Annotated in this window: 12 protein-coding genes, 1 tRNA gene and 2 rRNA genes (1 of these 15 running past the window's edge); 5 read left to right on the forward strand and 10 right to left on the reverse strand. The window is 66.9% G+C overall.

Features of this window, described 5'->3' with window-relative positions:
* The 3 genes from IGS68_RS10695 to IGS68_RS10705 form a co-directional block, all read left to right on the forward strand.
* Positions 1-1,659: ribosomal RNA gene (locus tag IGS68_RS10695) — 23S ribosomal RNA — on the forward strand; it begins 1,094 nt to the left of the window's first position.
* Between the two features lie 106 nt (positions 1,660-1,765).
* A 5S ribosomal RNA gene (gene rrf, locus IGS68_RS10700) occupies positions 1,766-1,880 on the forward strand.
* Between the two features lie 70 nt (positions 1,881-1,950).
* Positions 1,951-2,027: transfer RNA gene (locus IGS68_RS10705), tRNA-Met, on the forward strand.
* 121 nt (positions 2,028-2,148) lie between these two features.
* Here IGS68_RS10705 and IGS68_RS10710 read toward each other — a convergent pair.
* The 6 genes from IGS68_RS10710 to iolG form a co-directional block, all read right to left on the reverse strand.
* Positions 2,149-4,221 (reverse strand): 3-hydroxybutyrate oligomer hydrolase family protein, encoded by a 2,073-nt coding sequence (locus IGS68_RS10710; protein WP_201079756.1) that lies wholly within the window; start codon positions 4,219-4,221, stop codon positions 2,149-2,151.
* A 405-nt stretch (positions 4,222-4,626) separates the two neighbouring features.
* Entirely contained in the window at positions 4,627-5,613 is a 987-nt protein-coding gene (locus IGS68_RS10715; protein WP_201079758.1) for a Gfo/Idh/MocA family protein, read from the reverse strand.
* 10 nt (positions 5,614-5,623) lie between these two features.
* Positions 5,624-6,496 (reverse strand): SMP-30/gluconolactonase/LRE family protein, encoded by an 873-nt coding sequence (locus IGS68_RS10720; RefSeq protein ID WP_201079760.1) that lies wholly within the window; start codon positions 6,494-6,496, stop codon positions 5,624-5,626.
* 32 nt (positions 6,497-6,528) lie between these two features.
* Entirely contained in the window at positions 6,529-7,425 is an 897-nt protein-coding gene (gene iolE, locus IGS68_RS10725) for a myo-inosose-2 dehydratase (RefSeq protein ID WP_201079762.1), read from the reverse strand.
* Positions 7,426-7,452: 27 nt separating this feature from the next.
* Positions 7,453-9,300 (reverse strand): 3D-(3,5/4)-trihydroxycyclohexane-1,2-dione acylhydrolase (decyclizing), encoded by a 1,848-nt coding sequence (gene iolD / locus IGS68_RS10730; RefSeq protein WP_201079764.1) that lies wholly within the window; start codon positions 9,298-9,300, stop codon positions 7,453-7,455.
* A 56-nt stretch (positions 9,301-9,356) separates the two neighbouring features.
* The gene (gene iolG / locus IGS68_RS10735; protein WP_201079766.1) at positions 9,357-10,352 is read right to left on the reverse strand and encodes an inositol 2-dehydrogenase; all 996 of its coding nucleotides are present in this window, start codon (positions 10,350-10,352) and stop codon (positions 9,357-9,359) included.
* Between the two features lie 215 nt (positions 10,353-10,567).
* Between iolG and queE the strand changes: the two genes are divergently transcribed.
* Complete coding sequence (queE, locus tag IGS68_RS10740) at positions 10,568-11,200, forward strand: 7-carboxy-7-deazaguanine synthase (RefSeq protein WP_201079768.1); 633 nt, start codon at positions 10,568-10,570, stop codon at positions 11,198-11,200.
* Between the two features lie 38 nt (positions 11,201-11,238).
* Complete coding sequence (queC, locus tag IGS68_RS10745) at positions 11,239-11,970, forward strand: 7-cyano-7-deazaguanine synthase QueC (protein ID WP_201079770.1); 732 nt, start codon at positions 11,239-11,241, stop codon at positions 11,968-11,970.
* Positions 11,971-12,131: 161 nt separating this feature from the next.
* Here the strand turns inward: queC and IGS68_RS10750 are convergent, their stop codons facing one another.
* The 4 genes from IGS68_RS10750 to IGS68_RS10765 form a co-directional block, all read right to left on the reverse strand.
* Positions 12,132-14,108 carry a BCCT family transporter gene (locus IGS68_RS10750; RefSeq protein WP_201079772.1) on the reverse strand — a complete coding sequence of 659 codons (1,977 nt, stop codon included), beginning with the start codon at positions 14,106-14,108 and terminating at the stop codon, positions 12,132-12,134.
* A gap of 112 nt (positions 14,109-14,220) precedes the next feature.
* On the reverse strand, positions 14,221-15,108 hold the full coding sequence (locus IGS68_RS10755; RefSeq protein WP_256445763.1) for an ABC transporter permease: 888 nt from the start codon (positions 15,106-15,108) through the stop codon (positions 14,221-14,223).
* The gene (locus IGS68_RS10760; RefSeq protein WP_201079774.1) at positions 15,105-16,073 is read right to left on the reverse strand and encodes an ABC transporter permease; all 969 of its coding nucleotides are present in this window, start codon (positions 16,071-16,073) and stop codon (positions 15,105-15,107) included. The genes IGS68_RS10755 and IGS68_RS10760 overlap by 4 nt, the downstream gene beginning before the upstream one ends.
* A gap of 25 nt (positions 16,074-16,098) precedes the next feature.
* Entirely contained in the window at positions 16,099-17,784 is a 1,686-nt protein-coding gene (locus IGS68_RS10765; RefSeq protein WP_247881272.1) for a peptide ABC transporter substrate-binding protein, read from the reverse strand.
* Positions 17,785-17,907: the final 123 nt, after the last annotated feature.

A 17,907-nucleotide genomic window follows, 5' to 3' on the forward strand; every position in this document is an offset into this window, starting at 1 on the left:
GACAAGCCGGCCTGCGCCGAAAATGTACCGGGGCTCAAGCCACCCACCGAAGCTGCGGGTGCCGGGATCTTCGATCCCAGCGCGGTAGCGGAGCGTTCCGTAAGCCTGCGAAGGATGTCCGCGAGGCCATCTGGAGGTATCGGAAGTGAGAATGCTGACATGAGTAGCGACAAAGAGTGTGAGAAACACTCTCGCCGGAAGTCCAAGGGTTCCTGCGCACGGTTAATCCGCGCAGGGTGAGCCGGCCCCTAAGGCGAGGCCGAAAGGCGTAGTCGATGGGAACCTGGTTAATATTCCAGGGCCTGGCAGAGGTGACGAATCCCGAAGTGCGTACGGCCTTATCGGATTGGCCGTGCGCTGGAGGGGTTCCTGGAAACAGCCCTGCCATACAGACCGTACCCGAAACCGACACAGGTGGACAGGTAGAGCATACCCAGGCGCTTGAGAGAATGGTGTTGAAGGAACTCGGCAAATTACCCTCGTAACTTCGGGAGAAGAGGGCCCCGTTCCCGCGCAAGCGGGGGCGGGGGGCACAGACCAGGGGGTGGCGACTGTTTACTAAAAACACAGGGCTCTGCGAAGTCTGGCATGACGACGTATAGGGTCTGACGCCTGCCCGGTGCCGGAAGGTTAAAGGGAGGGGTGCAAGCTCCGAACTGAAGCCCCGGTAAACGGCGGCCGTAACTATAACGGTCCTAAGGTAGCGAAATTCCTTGTCGGGTAAGTTCCGACCTGCACGAATGGCGTAACGACTTCCCCGCTGTCTCCAACACCAACTCAGCGAAATTGAATTCTCCGTGAAGATGCGGAGTACCCGCGGTCAGACGGAAAGACCCCGTGCACCTTTACTCCAGCTTTGCAGTGGTGCCAGGGTTCCCATGTGTAGGATAGGTGGGAGGCTATGAACCGCAGGCGCCAGCTTGCGCGGAGCCATCCTTGAAATACCACCCTTGGGATCTCTGGCATCTAACCGCGCTCCCTGAACCGGGAGCCGGGACCCTGCATGGCGGGGAGTTTGACTGGGGCGGTCGCCTCCCAAAGAGTAACGGAGGCGCGCGAAGGTTGGCTCAGAGCGGTCGGAAATCGCTCGACGAGTGCAATGGCATAAGCCAGCCTGACTGCGAGACCGACAAGTCGAGCAGAGACGAAAGTCGGCCATAGTGATCCGGTGGTCCCGCGTGGAAGGGCCATCGCTCAACGGATAAAAGGTACGCCGGGGATAACAGGCTGATCTCCCCCAAGAGTCCACATCGACGGGGAGGTTTGGCACCTCGATGTCGGCTCATCACATCCTGGGGCTGGAGCAGGTCCCAAGGGTTCGGCTGTTCGCCGATTAAAGTGGTACGTGAGCTGGGTTTAGAACGTCGTGAGACAGTTCGGTCCCTATCTGCCGTGGGTGTCGGAGTGCTGAGAGGCGCTGTCCCTAGTACGAGAGGACCGGGATGGACGCACCTCTGGTGTACCGGTTGTGGCGCCAGCCGCATCGCCGGGTAGCTAAGTGCGGACGGGATAACCGCTGAAAGCATCTAAGCGGGAAACCCCCCTCGAAACAAGCACTCCCCTTAGAGCCGGGACAGACCATCCCGTCGATAGGAGGCGTGTGGAAGCGCGGCAACGCGTGAAGCTAAGCCTTACTAATCGCTCGAGCGGCTTGATCCTGACTGCGCGCGTCACGCGCAGCAGCAAGCCCGCACAACAAGCATCCGTCGAAGACGCATCACATTCCTCGATACACACACCTCGAAGCGCCCGGGCGCTTGGTCGACTTGGTGGTCATAGCGAGGGGCCCGCACCCGATCCCATCCCGAACTCGGCCGTGAAAACCCTCCGCGCCAATGGTACTGCGTCTCAAGACGTGGGAGAGTAGGTCGCCGCCAGGTCCACCAATCGCCCGTGCGCTTCAAGGACAAGCAAACCGTCACGAATTCTCGAACATGTCCGTCGCCCTGACGCGGGGTGGAGCAGCCCGGTAGCTCGTCAGGCTCATAACCTGAAGGTCGCAGGTTCAAATCCTGCCCCCGCAACCAAGTCCCAGCGAAAAGCCGCCGAAACCTGACCGGTTCCGGCGGCTTTTCGCTTTTCCGATTCTGGCAATGCGCCGGCACAAGGACAGGCCGCGGGATTACTCCCGCGGCCTGTCCGCAAACCTCAATTCGGTATCCGCAACACCGATTCCCTGAACGTGATGCGGTCCTCCTTCCGGGGCTTCTTCGCGATGGGCGGCACGTTGTCCCGGGTGATCGCAGGCGGCGCAGGAACGCCGGTTTCCCGCGGAACGGTGTGGACCACTTGGGACGGCGGCAGCGCGTCGCCCTTGGTCAGATGGTCGTACAGATAATCCAGCCCCTCGTTGAAGTAGACATGCAGCGGCACGTAAGCTGCGGCGAAAGCCGGGAGGGCGTTGAAGGCGTCCAGGTGATGGGCGTTGGTCACCTCGTAGTACCGGATGTTCTGCTTCTGCCTCAGGGCCGAACCATAGTACGAGCGTGAACTATGATTGACCGCGATCAACGCGTCGGCCCTGCCATGGACGATTACGGCAGGCTTGCCGCGCAGGTTGGCCGTGGCCAGAACCTCTTCGACGCCCTTCGCCAGACGCCGCGCCGGGGACTTTCCACCCCCACCTCGCCGCTGATGGTCACGGTCGCCCGCCGTCCAAAGGGACCGCAGGCACGCGGCTCCGTCTACGTCCGCCATCGGAGCCGCCGCCCCGCCGACCGTCGTGGTCGAAACGCCGTTCCGGATAAGCTGGATGCCGATCGTCGGGGGAACGCCGTTCGACTGCGCGAAGGCAAGCTCGGCATTGGTCCGGGGCAGGGGAGCGGGCCGATCCGTCGCATCGGCGAAAGCGTAGGAGAAGCCGCAGAGATTGTCGGTCACGCTGGCCTTGGAATAGGCGTTCGCATAGGCCACGGTCACGGACTGGTAGACATTGGCCGACCAGTAGAAGGCGGCGAGCGCATTCTGCTCCGGCACGATCCCGTAATCCTGGATCAGCTTCTGTGCCTCGGCCGGCGTTCCCTCGTTCAACAGCCCGCGAGCCTTGAGGTCGGTGCAGACCTGCAGGGCCCGGGTGTTGCCCGGCACCGCCGCGGCGCACCCCTCGTACAGGGTGTAGAACGAGATATAGTCATAGAGCGGCCGTCCATGTTCCGCCAGGGCCGGACCATTGCCCTGCTGTATCTTGAAGGAGCGGTCCCGCTTCGGGTTGACGTTCGGCTCCGACACGGCGACGCCGTCGATCCAGCCGCGCCTGTCCTCCTCCGCCGCCCGCAGGGCCGCGGCCCCGCCGTTGGAAACGCTCGACGCGATGACGACGGTGTTTTCCGGCGTGATCCTCCTGAAGCCCTTGTCGCCGGCGAAGTGGCGGTTCAGCAGATGGAAGCCGAGCTGGACGGAGCGCAGGGTATCCGTCCCCCAGTCCGCCTCGGGGTTCTCCCGCGAGTGGGCGTGCTTGATCGCCCAGCGGTCTGGGCTGTCCTCCAGGTACCGGTCCAGCTCTCGTTGCTGAATCCTCGGTTGAAAGTTCAGCGGCTTGCTCGACCCAGACGCCTCGACATGCTCGCCCTGGACCGTGTAGCTCTTGCCGTTCTCCAGATCGAAGAAGCCGGTACCCGTCCCCTTGTCGTTGTAGACGACGGCGCAGCCCTTTTTCAGCCCCCATTCGCCGGCGGTGCCGATCGCCCCATAGACTCCGCGCGAGCCGGACGATGTCGCGGTCACCATGCAGGGCTTGTCGGGGCGGAAACTGTCCGGGATCTGCACGGCCACGGTGATCCGCGAGTTGCCTCCGTCGTCGCCGTCCAACAGCGCCAGGTATTCCGTCCCGGGAATTTTCCCGTCGCGCTCCTGCGCCTTCTCGCCGGCGCCGACCAGCGGCCCGTAAAGCGTGCCGTACCCGCCGCCGGCCGATACATCCACCAGCGCCCGGTAATTGTTGTAGATCGCGATCCGGCGAAGCTCCTCGGTCGTCGGGGAGGAGGGATTCGCCGCCTGGGGTGCCGGCCCGGCCAAGCCCGCGGCTCCCAAGCCCGCCGTCAGCAAATCGTCGCTGTATCCGTCGTAATCGGCCCGCAGGATCTTGCCGGTCACGTGCCTCTCGATCCTATCCCGTCCGTCCCGCCGGTCATCCCGTCCGCGGTCGTCCTCCGAGTACGCCGCGGGCGTCGTGCCGATGATCAGGCAGAGCGCCGAGACGGCTGTGGCTGCCGCTCTTCCCATGGAAACATTTCCTCCCCAATTGGGATTGATTTTCTTCAGCCCCGGATGATGGAGCAGCGCTTGCCAGAATAGAGTGCACTTTCAGGATCATATACTTGCCTGAAGGGGCAGCACCAAAGGGATGCTGTCCTGATCGAAGTCAGCTTTGCGGGCACGGCGTCCCACAATCCTGACTGCGATTCAATGCCCCGGACTGAAGATCCCCGCTCAAGAACTCGGCCGGCTTCGAGATCGCGCCCGGTTCCATACGTTCACCGAACGCAAGAACCGCCCCTATACCCTGATCTGCACCAAGAACCGGGCAGCCATGACCGCCGCGTGGCACAGCGCCGCCGGGACCTCGATGCCGTCGCCAGGCTGGAAGGGTGAGGCGGCTCCGGCCGGCCGGCGACCGGCACCCGAACCTCAATGCCGCGGCAGCGGTCTTCCCGGAATGGCCCGGGCGCCGTGCCGGGCGTCCCAGTCGTCCTGGACCTTCTGGAGCACCTGCATGGCCGGCAGCACGGACGGGCCGGACGCGCGGGGCGGGCGGTTCTCGCGGATGGCGTCCAGGAAATCCAGGGTGACGCGGGTGCAGTTGTCCTGCTCGCCCTCGATCTCCATCGTGCCTTCGGACGTCTTCAGCGTTCCGGCCAGTATGTCGTAGAAATAAGTGTCCCGATCGGTGACGATCAGCTTGTCGTAAAAGCGATAGGCCGCATGGTACGACCCGTGGACCAGCAGCGACTGGTCGGCCTCGGTCTCCACCATCACGATGCACTCCATGGGAATGCCGGTCGTCGGGTGCAACTCGCCCAGGTAGCTCTGGACCCGCCGGATCGGAGCGCCGTCGAACAGGTACATGCCGAGATCGACGAAGTGGCAGAAATGGTGCCACAGGATGTTGTCGGTCCAGCTCCGCCGGTATCCGGTAGCGCCGATATTGACCAGCCGCTTTATGAAGAAGCGCCCGGCGATGTGGCGGATCTTCTCCTCTCCGGCGCGGGTACGGGCGAGCAGCGACTCCCGCTCGCGGCGGAAGCGCATGGGGTGCGACAGGCCATATACCTTGCCGCTCCTCTCACCCGCCTCGACCACGCGTTTCGCGCCGCCCAGGCTCATGGCGATGGGGATCTCGATCAACGTATGCTTGCCGGCCTCCAGGCATTTGATCGCCTGCTCCTCGTGCAGGTCGCTCGGCGTGCCCAGGATCACGGCGTCGATCTCCGGGTCCGCCAGGGCCTCGTCGAGCGACACCGACCATTTGCGGTAACCGTGGCGCTCGGCGAATTCCCTGGCCCCGTCCGGGTTGCGGCCGACGATGGTGTGCAGCACGGCGTCGGCCCTCTTCAGGGCCTCGCTGTGCCAGACGCCCATCATGCCGTAGCCGACCATGCAGACATTCAATGTCATGGATGTTTCCCTATCCCTTGAACTTCGGCACCGGCACGCCCGGAACATCGACCCGCAGCGCGAAGATCCCGCCGGACAGGGGGAACGCCCTCAGCCGGTCCTCGGCCACGTTGTGGCGCAGCGACGTCACGTAGATCGTCCGCATGTCCGGCCCGCCGAAGCAGGGCATCGTCGGTGCCGCGCAGGGCATCGGGACCTGCCGGTCCAGCCTGCCGTCGGGCGACCAGCGGTTCAGGACCCCGGCGGAGATGCCGGCGCTCCAGTAGAACCCCTCCATGTCGGTGGCGGCCCCGTCGGGGCGGCCGACTTCCTCGGAAGGCTCCGCGATCACGCGGCGGTTGGACAGGTCGCCGGTGCCCGGCTCATGGTCGTAGGCGCAGATCAGCTTCCCCTTGCTGTCGGAATGGAAAAGGGTTCGGCCGTCGGCGCTCCAGGCCAGCCCGTTGGAGACGATCAGCCCGTCCAGCATGCGGCGGACCGCACCGTCCGGCGCCACCCGGTAGAGCGAGCCGGTGCGCTTGCTCATGGTTTCCTCGTCCATCGTGCCGGCCCAGAAGCTGCCGTCCGGCGCCACCTTGCCGTCGTTCAGCCGATTGCCGGCCATATCGGGTTCCGGATTGGCGACCGGCGTCAGTCCGCCCGTCTCGAAGTCGAACAGGTGGAAGCCGTTGCGCAGCGCCACGATGGCGCCGCCTCCCTCGCGGAGCCCGAAGGAGCCGATCGAGTGCGGCATCTCCCAGGTCCGGGTGGCGCCCGTCGCGGGGTCGAGCCGGTGCAGGGCGGGGGCGAGGATATCGACCCAATACAGGGCATTTTCCTCGGCCGACCAGACCGGGCATTCCCCCAGCGATGCCTTCGCATCGAGAACGCAATCGACTTCCACCCTGTTCTCCTTTTCTTCAAGAATGCGGATCGTTATTGAACGGCGAGGCCGAGCTTCTCGGCGGTCGCCCGAAGGTGGGCGTAGCCCTTGCGGGCATAGGTCAGGGGATGGGCCTTGGCGGGGTCCTGCTCGGCCTCGCAGATGATCCAGCCGGCGTAGCCCGCATCCGCGACGGGGCGGAGCGCCGCTTCGAAATCGACCATCCCGTCGCCCGGAACCGTATAGACGCCGTTGATCACGGACTCCAGGAAACTCCAGCGCCCCTCCCGGGCCCGCTTCAGCACGTCCGGACGGACGTCCTTGGCATGGACATGGTTGATCCGCCTCGCCCATTTCCGGGCAACCTCGGCCGGATCGTCGCCGGCGAAGGTGAGATGGCCGGTGTCGAACAGCAGCCCCACGGTGTCCGGCGTGCCGGCGAGCAGCCGGTCCACCTCGTGGGCCTTCTCGATCACCGTGCCCATGTGGTGGTGGAAGGCGAGCCGGACTCCCTTGCCCGCCATGTACCCGGACAGCTTGGCGATCCGGTCGAGGAACACCGGCCACTCCGCCTCGGTCATCACCGGCCGCTCAGATACCGGCACGTCGCGCCGGCCCTGGACCGTGTCCGATGTCTCGGCGAAGACCATGACCTTGCAGCCGCAGGCCGCCAGCAGGTCGAGATGGGGCTTCATGACCCCGATCTCCTCCTCCACGGTACGCTTGCGCAGTTCGGCGCCGTACCAGCCGGAGACGAACTCCAGCCCGTACTCCGCCAGCTTCGCCTTCAGCGCTTCCGGCTGCCGGGGAAACTTGTTGCCCATCTCCGTCCCGGTGAAGCCGGCTTCGCGGGTCTCGCGCAGGCAGGTCTCCAGCGGGGTGTCGCCGCCCAGTTCGGGCAGGTCGTCGTTGCTCCAGGCGATCGGGTTGGTGCCCAGCTTGACGGTCATCGAGGCTTCCACTTTCCTGGTTGGGGTTCAGCCCTGGGCCTGGTTCCGGCGGGCATCGGCATAGGCGGCGAAGGCCTCCCCGACCTGCGCGCGCTCCGACACCTCCGGCACCGCCACGTCCCACCAGGCGCCGCCCGCCTCGGTGGTAGGATTCGGGTCGGTGTCGATCACCACCACATAGGTCCGGTCGGACCGGCGGGCCCGCTGAAGGGCCTGTTCCAGCGCGGCGATGCCGGCGACCTTCTCGGAAACCGCGCCGAGGCTGCGGGCATGGCCGGCGAAGTCGATCCAGCCGTCGTCCGCCCGATGATCGACGTTCTCGATGAGGTTGTTGAAGCTTTCGCCGCCGCAGGCCCGCTGAAGCCGGTTGATGCAGCCGAAACCCCGGTTGTCCAGCACGGTGATGATCAGCTTGCGGCCCAGCATGACCGAGGTCTGGAGTTCGGAATTCATCATCATGTAGCTGCCGTCGCCGACCATGACGAAGACCTCGCGGTCCGGCCGGGCCATCTTGACGCCCAGCCCACCGGCGATCTCGTAGCCCATGCAGGAAAAGCCGTACTCCATGTGGTAGCCGTTGGGCGAACCCGCGCGCCACAGCTTGTGCAACTCGCCCGGCAGCCCGCCCGCGGCGCAGACGACGACATCGCGGGCTTCGGCCGCGCGGTTGACGGCGCCGATCACCTGGGCGTCGGTCGCCAGCGGCGCGTTGGTCGGCGACGTCACCCGGTCGACCGCGCCGTTCCACTCCTCGACCAGCGCCGCCGTCCGCTCCCGCCAGCCCGCCGACGCCTGGTAGGAGCCCAGCGCCGCCGTGAGATCCTCCAGCGTCCGCTTGGCGTCGCCGACCAGCGGAACGGCCCGGTGCTTGCCCGCGTCGAACGACTGGAGGTTGAGCTGGATCAGGGTGGCATTGCCCGGCACCAGGGCCCGGGAACCGGTCGTGAAGTCCTGGAGCCGGGTGCCCACCGCCAGGATCACGTCGGCCTCCCGCGCCAGCGCGTTGGACGGCGAACTGCCGGTGACCCCGATGGAGCCGACCGCCTGGGGATGGTCCCACGGCATAGCGCTCTTGCCCGCCTGGGTCTCGGCGACCGGGATGCCGTGCCTGGCCGCGAAGTCCTGAAGGGTCCGGCTCGCCTCGGAATAGAGCACGCCGCCGCCCGCGATGACCAGGGGACGTTCCGCCCTGGCGAGCAGGTCCAGCGCCCGGGCGAATTCCTCCGCATCCGGAGCCGGGCGCCTGATCCGGTGCGTTCGCGGATGAAAGAAGCTTTCGGGATAGTCGTACGCCTCGGCCTGGACGTCCTGCGCCATGCAGATCGTCGCCGGGCCGCAGTCGACCGGATCGGTCAGCACCTGGATCGCGCGGGGCAGGGAGGTCAGGAGCTGTTCCGGACGGGTGATCCGGTCCCACCAGCGGGAAACGGGACGGAAACAGTCGTTGACGCTGACGGTGGCGTCGTTGAAGTCCTCGATCTGCTGGAGGACGGGGTCGGGGCGCCGGTTGGCGAAGACGTCGCCGGGCAGGAGAAGCACCGGCAGCCGGTTGACGTGCGCCACCCCGGCGGCGGTCACCATGTTGGACGCACCCGGCCCGATCGAGGTGGTGCAGGCCATCATGCGGCGCCGATTGCTGGCCTTGGCGAAGGCGACCGCCGCCAGGGCCATCCCCTGCTCGTTGTGGGCGCGGAAGGTCGGCAGCGTCTCGCGGGCGTGGTACAGGGCCTCGCCCAGCCCGGCCACGTTGCCGTGCCCGAAGATCCCCCAGCACCCGGCGAACAGCGGCACTTCCGCTCCGTCCACCACCGACCGCTGGGCCGCCAGATACCGCACCGCCGCCTGCGCGGCCGTCAGCCGGATCGTCTTTTCCATGGTTTTCCCTCCCGCGTTTCTTCTTCAACCGTTCTGCGCGCCGATCGGATGGCGCGTCAACGTTCCAGCCGCACGACTCCGCCCGTGCGCAGGGACTCCAGCCCGGCATCGGCGAGGCGAAGCGCCTCCCGCCCCTCGGCGAAACCGGCCAGGGGCTTCGCTCCGGTCTCGACGCAGTCGACGAAATGGTCGATCTCCGCCATGTAGGCTTCGAAATAGCGCTCGATGAAGAAGTCCAGCACGGGGTCGCGGGCCTGCGTCCGCTCGGCTCCCCAGGACTCCACCGTGGTCGGCCGGCGGTTGTGGGCCTGGAGCATGCCCTTCTCTCCGAAGGCCTCGATACGCTGGTCATAGCCGTAGGCGCAGCGCCGGCTGTTGTTGATATGGACCAGCGCGCCGGACGCCGCCCGCAGGACGATCATGGCGCTGTCGATATCGCCCTCCCCGGCGATCATCGGATCGACCAGGGTGGCGCCCATCGCCTGGATCTCGACGATGTCGCCGACCAGATAGCGCGCCATGTCGAAGTCGTGGATCGTCATGTCCCGGAACAGCCCGCCCGACCCTCGGATATACTGCGCCGGCGGCGGGGCGGGGTCGCGGCTGGTGATGACGACCTGCTCGACCTTGCCCAGCTCGCCCGCCTGGATGCGGTCGCGGAGCGCCCTGAAGGAGGGGTCGAACCGCCGGTTGAAGCCGATCATGACCAGCGGGTCCAGCGTGCCGATCTCCCGCCAGCAGGCCTCGACGCGGGCGATGTCGAGATCGATCGGCTTCTCGCACAGCACCGCCTTGCCGGCCTTGGCGGCGCGGGTGATCAGGTCCACGTGGGTGTCTGTCGTGGACGCGATGAAGACGGCGTCGATCACCGGATCGCCCAGCGCCTCGTCCACGGACCCGAGCACCCTGGCGCCCAGCTCCGCGGAAAGCTCCTCGGCTGCCCCCGGTACCACGTCGTAGACGCCGACCAGCCCGGCGCGCGGATGGGATCCGATGTTGCGGGCATGCATCCGGCCGATACGGCCGCAGCCGAGCACTGCGAAACTGACCATGTCTTCTCCCTGTCCATCCGTTCTTCCGCAGCGGCGCAGTGGCCGGCGGCGATGGTATCCATGCCCTTTACGATGTCCCGGATACCGGCACATGGCAAGGCTGTGCCTGGGCAAGGCCCCGGCGTCCTGGACTTGCGGCTTTCCGCAGGGCAAAACCCTGTCTCGGGAGCAGCGGGCCCGGAACCAGCGGGCCCGGAACTAGTGGGAAGTATGGGATGGCTTACGCCGTCAAGGAACTGTTCAAGACGTTGCAGGGCGAAGGCGCCCATGCCGGCCGGGCCGCCGTGTTCTGCCGCTTCGCCGGCTGCAATCTGTGGTCCGGGCGCGAGCGCGACCGGGAGACCGCCGCCTGCCGCTTCTGCGACACCGATTTCATCGGGACGGACGGGGAGGGCGGCGGCCGTTTCGGCACCGCCGCCGGGCTGGCCGCCGCCATCGCGCGCACCTGGGGATCCGGCGCGTCCCATCGCTATGTCGTCTTCACCGGCGGCGAGCCGCTGCTCCAACTCGACGGCGCGCTGGTGGACGCCGTCCATGCCGAGGGGTTCGAGATCGCGATCGAGACCAACGGGACCCTGGAGCCGCCGCCCGGCGTCGACTGGATCTGCGTCAGCCCCAAGGCCGGCGCCGACTGGGTTCTCCGCCGCGGCCACGAGCTGAAGCTGGTCTTTCCCCAGCCCCAGTTCGATCCCGCCGGGCTGGAGGACCTGCCGTTCCGCCATTTCTGGCTCCAGCCGATGGACGGTCCCGACCGCATCGCCAACACCGCCCGCGCGGTCGCCTATTGCCGGGACCATCCGCGCTGGCGCCTCAGCCTCCAGACCCACAAGCTGATCGGCATCCCGTGAGCGCCGAGCCCACCAACCCAGACATACCCGGGGGAAGCATGACGGACGAGAAGGCGCTGGTACTGTTCTCCGGAGGCCAGGATTCCGCGACCTGCCTCGCCTGGGCCCTGGACCGCTTCGCCCATGTGGAAACCATCGGGTTCGACTACGGCCAGCGCCACCGGGTCGAGCTCGACTGCCGGGCCCGCTTCCGCGACAGGCTCACCGGCGGGATCGCGGGATGGGGCGCCCGCCTGGGCGACGACCATAGGCTGGACCTGTCGGTGCTGGGTGCCGTCAGCGACACCGCGCTGACCGGCGAGGCGGAGATCCGTTACCAGGAGAACGGCCTGCCGAGCACCTTCGTGCCCGGCCGCAACCTGCTGTTCTTCACCTTCGCCTCGGCCGTGGCCTATCGGCGCGGGATCCGGCACCTCGTCGGCGGCATGTGCGAGACGGATTATTCCGGTTACCCGGACTGCCGCGACGACACGCTCAAGTCGCTCCAGGTCACCCTGAACCTCGGCATGGACCAGCGCTTCGTCGTCCACACGCCCCTGATGTGGATCGACAAGGCGGCCACCTGGGAGATGGCCGACCGGATCGGCGGCCGGCCGCTGGTGGACCTGATCGTCGAGGACACCCACACCTGCTACCTGGGCGACCGCACCGCCCGGCACGACTGGGGCTATGGCTGCGGCACCTGCCCGGCCTGCGAACTGCGCTCCGCCGGGTGGAGCCGTTACCGGTCCTCGCAGCCAGCCGTTCCACTCGGTGCAGGGCGGAGGTGATGCGAGCTGACGACCGTAGGTTGCGCCCATGGCGCAACGCATCGGATCAACTGCCCCGGGCGGATCGATCTGATCGGGTACAGCCCTGAAGCGGAGCGGCAGCGACAACGCCGGAGAGCGGTTGTCGGCTGCCGCTCCGCTCTGCCCGGACGTCGGCCTCCCTATGCCGGATCGGGCGACGTGATGTAGAGCGCGGTCGCCTTGGACTGGGTCAGCGCCTGGTAGCGTTCGTACTGCGCCACCACGTCGCTGACGATCTGCTCGCGGGTGAAGCCCATCACGTCGTACCCCCGGCTTCCGTCGGAGAAGAAGGTCCGGGCCGCCCAGCTGTGCGGCCGCCGCTCCTCGGTAGAGGCCGCTTCCGCCGCCGTATAGGCCGGCAGGAGCTGGCGGATCGGCCGCACGCCGTAGACGAAGCTCCTGACCTCCGTCGCCGGGACGGTCAGCGCGATGCCGTCGTCCCCGTCCGCGCCGACCATCACGGTCAGACCGCGGCCCCGCATCTCCTGCGCCACCATCTCCAGCGCCGGCGACACGGTCCCGGTCAGGAACCGGGCGACGTCGTCACGGTGCGGCGTGTGCAGGCTGAGCTCGAGCCGCTGGCGCCACGACAGCTCCGTGGCCGGTACTGCGGCAGGGACGGTGCTGCCGCGAGCCAGGTCCGCCTGCATCCCCCGGATCAGGCCGGCGGCCAGCATGATCATGATGAAGGTGAAGGGCAGGGCGCTGATCAGCGTCATGGTCTGCAGGGCGGTCAGCCCGCCCGCGAGCAGCAGCAGCGCCGCCGCGGTGCCCTCCAGCGCGCACCAGTAGACCCGCTGCCACAGCGGCGTGTTATCGGAGCCGCCGGCCGCGATGGTGTCGATCACCATGGATCCGCTGTCCGAGGAAGTGACGAAGAAGACCGCGACCAGCAGCACCGCCAGGGTGGACGTGACCGAAGGCAGCGGCAGGTAGGTGAAGAACTGGAACAGCGCCACCGACACGTCGGCCGAAACGGCCTGGGTGATCGCCCCGGCGGCCACGCCCATGTCGAGCGAGATGGCGGTATTGCCGAACACCGTCATCCACAGGAACGAGAAGCCGGTCGGGATGAACAGCACGCCGCCGATGAACTGGCGCACGGTCCGCCCGCGCGAGATCCGGGCGATGAACATGCCGACGAACGGCGACCAGGCGATCCACCAAGCCCAGTAGAACAGCGTCCAGGAGCTCAGCCAGCCCTTCGGTTCATAGGCGTACAGGGTGAAGGTACGGACGAAGAAATGGTCCAGGTAGGTCCCGATGTTCTGGACGAAAGCCTTCAGCAGGAAGGTCGTCGGGCCGACCGCCAGCACGAACACCATCAGCAGGATCGCGCAGATCAAGTTCAGCTCCGACAGCCTGCGGATGCCGACATCAAGGCCGGTCACGACGGAGACGGTCGCCAGGGCGGTGATGACGGCGATCAGCGGGATCTGGACCGACAGCCCGACCGGCCATCCCAGCAGGTAATTCAGCCCGGCATTGATCTGGAGCACGCCGAAGCCCAGCGAAGTCGCGATGCCGAACAGCGTGCCGCAGATCGCGAAGATGTCCACCGCGTTGCCGATCGGCCCGTTGATCCGGTTCTTGAACAGGGGATAGAGCCCCGATCGGATCGTCAGCGGCAGATTGTAGCGGAAGCTGAAGTAGGCCAGCGACAGCCCGACGATCGCGTAGATCGCCCAGGCATGGACGCCCCAATGGACGAAGGTGATCACCATCGCCTCGCGCGCCGCCTCCATGGACAGGGGCGCGACCTCGGGCGGAGTGGCATAGTGCTGGATCGGCTCCGCAACGGCGAAAAACATCAGCCCGATGCCCATGCCGGCCGCGAACAGCATGGCGATCCACGACGGATAGCTGAAATCCGGCTCGGAATCGTCAGGCCCGAGCTTCAGGTTGCCGGATCGGCTCAAGGCCAGGTAGATGCAAATGAAAACAAATGCCGCGACGGATAAGATGTAAAGCCACCCGAATCCTTCGATGATCGAGGACTGGACGGAGGCGAACATTTCCTCCGACTCTTTCGGATAAATGATGCCGACTGCGAGCAAGGCCACAATGATGAGGCTCGCTCCCCAGAAGACAGGGGGATTGATCGTCTTCTGCCCCATATCAGACGTGCTCCTTTTCCCTCTGGCTCGACTGTCGCCGAAGCTTCAGGCGGTTCAACGCTTCCAGGGGCGGAAAAGTGTCAATCCAAAGGCATTCGACGACGGGCGGAGGTCAGCGCCGGGAGACGTCCGCCCGCGGGTCCAGTGCGTCCTGCAGGCCATCGCCGACGAAATTGAAGGCGATCACGGTCACGAAGATCAGCAGGCCCGGATATATGGCCAGCATCGGCGCCGACCAGATCAGCTCCTGCGCGTTGGTCAGCATGTTGCCCCAGCTCGGCAGCGGCGGCTGGATGCCCAGGCCGAGGAAGCTCAGCACCGATTCGAGCAGGATGATGTTGCCGACCGACAGCGTCGTGGCGACCACGATGGGCGAGGCGACGTTGGGCAGGACATGGACCAGCATCAGCCGCAGGTTCCCGGCCCCCAGCGCGGTGGCGGCCCGGACATACTCGCGCTGGCGCACGCTCAGCGCGGCTCCGCGGACCAGCCGCGCCACCGTCGTCCAGCCGGCCAGGGAAACGATCACGATGATCCGGTAGAGGCTGACCTGATCCGACTGCGCCAGCCCGGCCGGCACTCCCAGCTTGCCCAGATCGACGGCCGCCAGCACGATCAGCAGAGGCAGCAGAGGCAAGGCGATCACCCCGTCGGTCACCCGCATCAGGAACGCGTCGAACCGGCCGCCGAAGAAACCGGCCAGCAGCCCGATCACCGTCCCGACCACGGCGGAGGCCACCGCGGCGGCCAGCCCGACGAACAGCGACACCCGGCCGCCGTACAGCAGCCTGACCAGCACGTCGCGCCCCAGCTCGTCGGTGCCCAGCCAGTTCTGCGGGGAGGGCGGCGCGAAGCGGTCGAACAGGCTGACCGCGTTGGCATCCACGCCGAGCGCGGATTCGACCAGCGGCGCCGCCAGCGAGGCCCCCGCCAGGAGCATCAGGAGCACCAGGCTCAGCACCGCCGCCGGGTACCGCAGGAAGCGCCGCCAAGCCGTCACGTGCGCGTCTCGGTGAAGGTGATGCGCGGATCGAGCGCCGCATAGCCCAGATCCGCCAGGAGATTGCCGGCCAGCGTCATCAGCGTGGCGAGCAGCAGGCCGACCAGCGCGATGTTGTAATCGTTCCCCAGGATCGAATCGTAGATCAGCTTGCCCATGCCCAGGTACGCGAACATCGTCTCCGTCACCAGCGCGCCGGAGAACAGTGTGCCGAACCCCAGCGCCACGATGGTGACGACCGGGATCATCGCGTTCCGCAGCGCGTGGCGCCAGACCACGGACCGCTCCGGCACGCCCTTGGCGCGGGCGGTGCGGATATAGTCCTGCCGAAGCTGCTCGATCACGGCGGCCCGGACGAACCGGGTATAGCCGCCGACGCTGACCAGCGTCAGGGTGGCGACCGGCATCACCAGGTAGGGCAGGCGCTCCCACAGCCCGCCGGTCCCGCCGACCGGGGCCATGCCGCCAGCCGGCAGCACGCCCAGGACGACGGCGAACAGGATGATGAACAGCAGCGCCAGCCAGAACGGCGGCACCGAGATCCCGGCGAAGCAGGCCAGGTTGATCGCCGTGTCCGCGGCGCCGTAGGGCCGGCGGGCGGCGAAGACCCCCAGCGGGATCGCGATGGCGAGCGACAGCGCGAACGAGATGCCCAGCAGCAGCAGGGTGTTCACCAGGCGCGGCGCCAGCACCTCCGGCACCGGGCGGGAGAACAGCCGCGAATAGCCCAGGTCCCCCTGGAGCGCCGCGGACAGCCAGTTCAGGTAACGCTCCCAGATCGGCTGGTCCAGTCCGTAAAGCTCCCGCAGCCGCGCCGCGTCGGCCGCCGTCAGGTTGGGATCGGCGTTGATCATCAGGTCGATCGGGTCGCCCGGCATCAGCCCGATCAGCCCGTAGATCAGGAACGACATGATCAGCAGGACGACGAGCGCCTCCAGAAGCCGCACGGCGACGAAGCGCAGCATCAGCGGCTGCCCATCCCGGCCCGGGTCACTTCGAGCGCCACTGCTCGATCCACAGCGTCGAGGGGTACTGGTGACCCGTCGGCCGCACGCCGTCCAGCCAGGGCGGCATGATGTAGCTGTCCGACCGGAAATAGAGCGGCAGGGCGGGCAGCTGCTCGGCATAGATCTGCTGCAGCCGCGTCCACAGGGGCCGCGCCTCGGCCTCGCCGCAGGTCACTTCCAGGTCGTCGATGATCCTGTCGGTCTCGGCATCGCGGAATCCCACGTAGTTCTGGCCGGAAAAGCCGTTCTCCGGCGTCGGGATCATGGTCGAGTGCAGGATCGTGCGCGGGATGTTCTCCGGCGCGCTCAGCCACGCGAACATCGCCATGGCCGGGAATTTGCGCTCGCGCATCGTCTCGCCGAACAGCACGCGGGCCGGCTGGTTGTTGATCCTGACCTCGACGCCGGCCTTCCGCCACTGCTCCTGGAGCACCTGCTGGACCAACTCGCGCGTCCGGTTGCCGGCGGTGGACTGGAATTCCAGGCTGAGCCGCCGGCCGGCGGCATCGTGCCGGATGCCGCCGCGCAGCTCGGTCCAGCCGGCTTCCTCCAGCAGCCTGGCGGCCGCCGCCGGGTCGAACGGGTAGCGGGTGAAGTCCTCGCTGTAGAACCGGTCCAGCGGATTGACCCCGGTATGGGCTACCGGCTGCTTGCCGCCGAACAGCTGGCGGGAGATCGCGTCCCGGTCGATCGCGGTCAGCAGCGCCCGGCGGACCCGCACGTCCGCAAGGATCCCGTTGTCGAGGTTAAGGTCGATATGCTCGAAGAACAGGCCTGGCTGGTAGACGACCCTGAACCGCTGGCCGTGCCGCTTCTCGAAGGCGAGCGCCTGCTCGATCGACAGCCCGACTTCCCCGGCGACGTAGTCGACCTCTCCGGACAGCAGGTTGGCCTCCATCGCCGAGGTGTTCTCGATGGTGCGGACGACGATCCGGTTGAAGCCGGGCTTGTCGCCCCACCATGTCGGGTTGGGCTCCAGCACGACGTAGGCGCCCGACTCGACCCGGCTGATCCGGTAGGGGCCGAAATAAAGGCCGGGGTTGGTGCGGTCGGTGTCGTAGAGGGTCCGATTGCGGTACTGGGAGGGGTCGGCCTCGAATACCGGGCGCTCCAGGTGTTCCGGCAGCACCAGCAGGTCGTTGATCGAGTCGTAGCTGCACCGGTACTTGTCCCAATGGACGGTGAAGGTCTTGTCGTCCACGGCGGTGATGCCGACGATGTCCTTCGAGAACAGCTGGGCGTTGGTGACGCCGCTCAGGGGATGGCGCCCGACCTCCCAGGTGAACAGCACGTCGCGGGTGGCCAGGGGCCTGCCGTCGCCCCAGGTGGCGCCGGGCTGGATGGTGAAGGTGGCGTCGATCGCCCGCGTCCCGTCCGGCCGGGTCACCTCGACCGCCGTTCCCTTCTCCAGGCTCGGCAGTTCGGTGCAGAGCAGGCAGATCAGCTTCCAGTCCTGGTCGAAGGTGGTGAAGGGCCGGCGCGCGGCGCCCAGGATGTAGCTCTTGGTCGCCATGGCGTCGATGCTGGGGTGGAACGTGCCGGGAAACTGCACGGCGCCGATCACCAGCTCGTCCTTCGCGGCGAGCGCCGCCGATCCGAAACCTCCAAGACCCACGGAGAGGGCGAGCGCGGCTCCCGCGCATCCTAACAAAGTCCGATTAATCGCCACCGGCCGCTCACCTTAAACGTTGCATGCACCACGTCACTCGAACTATGGGTTCTGTCCAGCCTCGGGTCCAGCGCCGATCGTGCCTGCGGGCACGACCGGCACCGCCTGCTCGAAGGCGCTTCA

Origin of the sequence: Skermanella sp. TT6, assembly GCF_016653635.2 — a bacterium.
Lineage (GTDB): Bacteria > Pseudomonadota > Alphaproteobacteria > Azospirillales > Azospirillaceae > Skermanella > Skermanella cutis.

Bases quoted from the DNA above. Each gene is read 5' to 3' on its own strand.
- IGS68_RS10710 (WP_201079756.1), bottom strand. From the start codon at position 4,221: ATGGGAAGAGCGGCAGCCACAGCCGTCTCGGCGCTCTGCCTGATCATC.
- IGS68_RS10715 (WP_201079758.1), bottom strand. From the start codon at position 5,613: ATGACATTGAATGTCTGCATGGTCGGCTACGGCATGATGGGCGTCTGG.
- iolE (WP_201079762.1), bottom strand. From the start codon at position 7,425: ATGACCGTCAAGCTGGGCACCAACCCGATCGCCTGGAGCAACGACGAC.
- iolD (WP_201079764.1), bottom strand. From the start codon at position 9,300: ATGGAAAAGACGATCCGGCTGACGGCCGCGCAGGCGGCGGTGCGGTAT.
- iolG (WP_201079766.1), bottom strand. From the start codon at position 10,352: ATGGTCAGTTTCGCAGTGCTCGGCTGCGGCCGTATCGGCCGGATGCAT.
- queE (WP_201079768.1), top strand. From the start codon at position 10,568: ATGGCTTACGCCGTCAAGGAACTGTTCAAGACGTTGCAGGGCGAAGGC.
- queC (WP_201079770.1), top strand. From the start codon at position 11,239: ATGACGGACGAGAAGGCGCTGGTACTGTTCTCCGGAGGCCAGGATTCC.
- IGS68_RS10750 (WP_201079772.1), bottom strand. From the start codon at position 14,108: ATGGGGCAGAAGACGATCAATCCCCCTGTCTTCTGGGGAGCGAGCCTC.
- IGS68_RS10760 (WP_201079774.1), bottom strand. From the start codon at position 16,073: ATGCTGCGCTTCGTCGCCGTGCGGCTTCTGGAGGCGCTCGTCGTCCTG.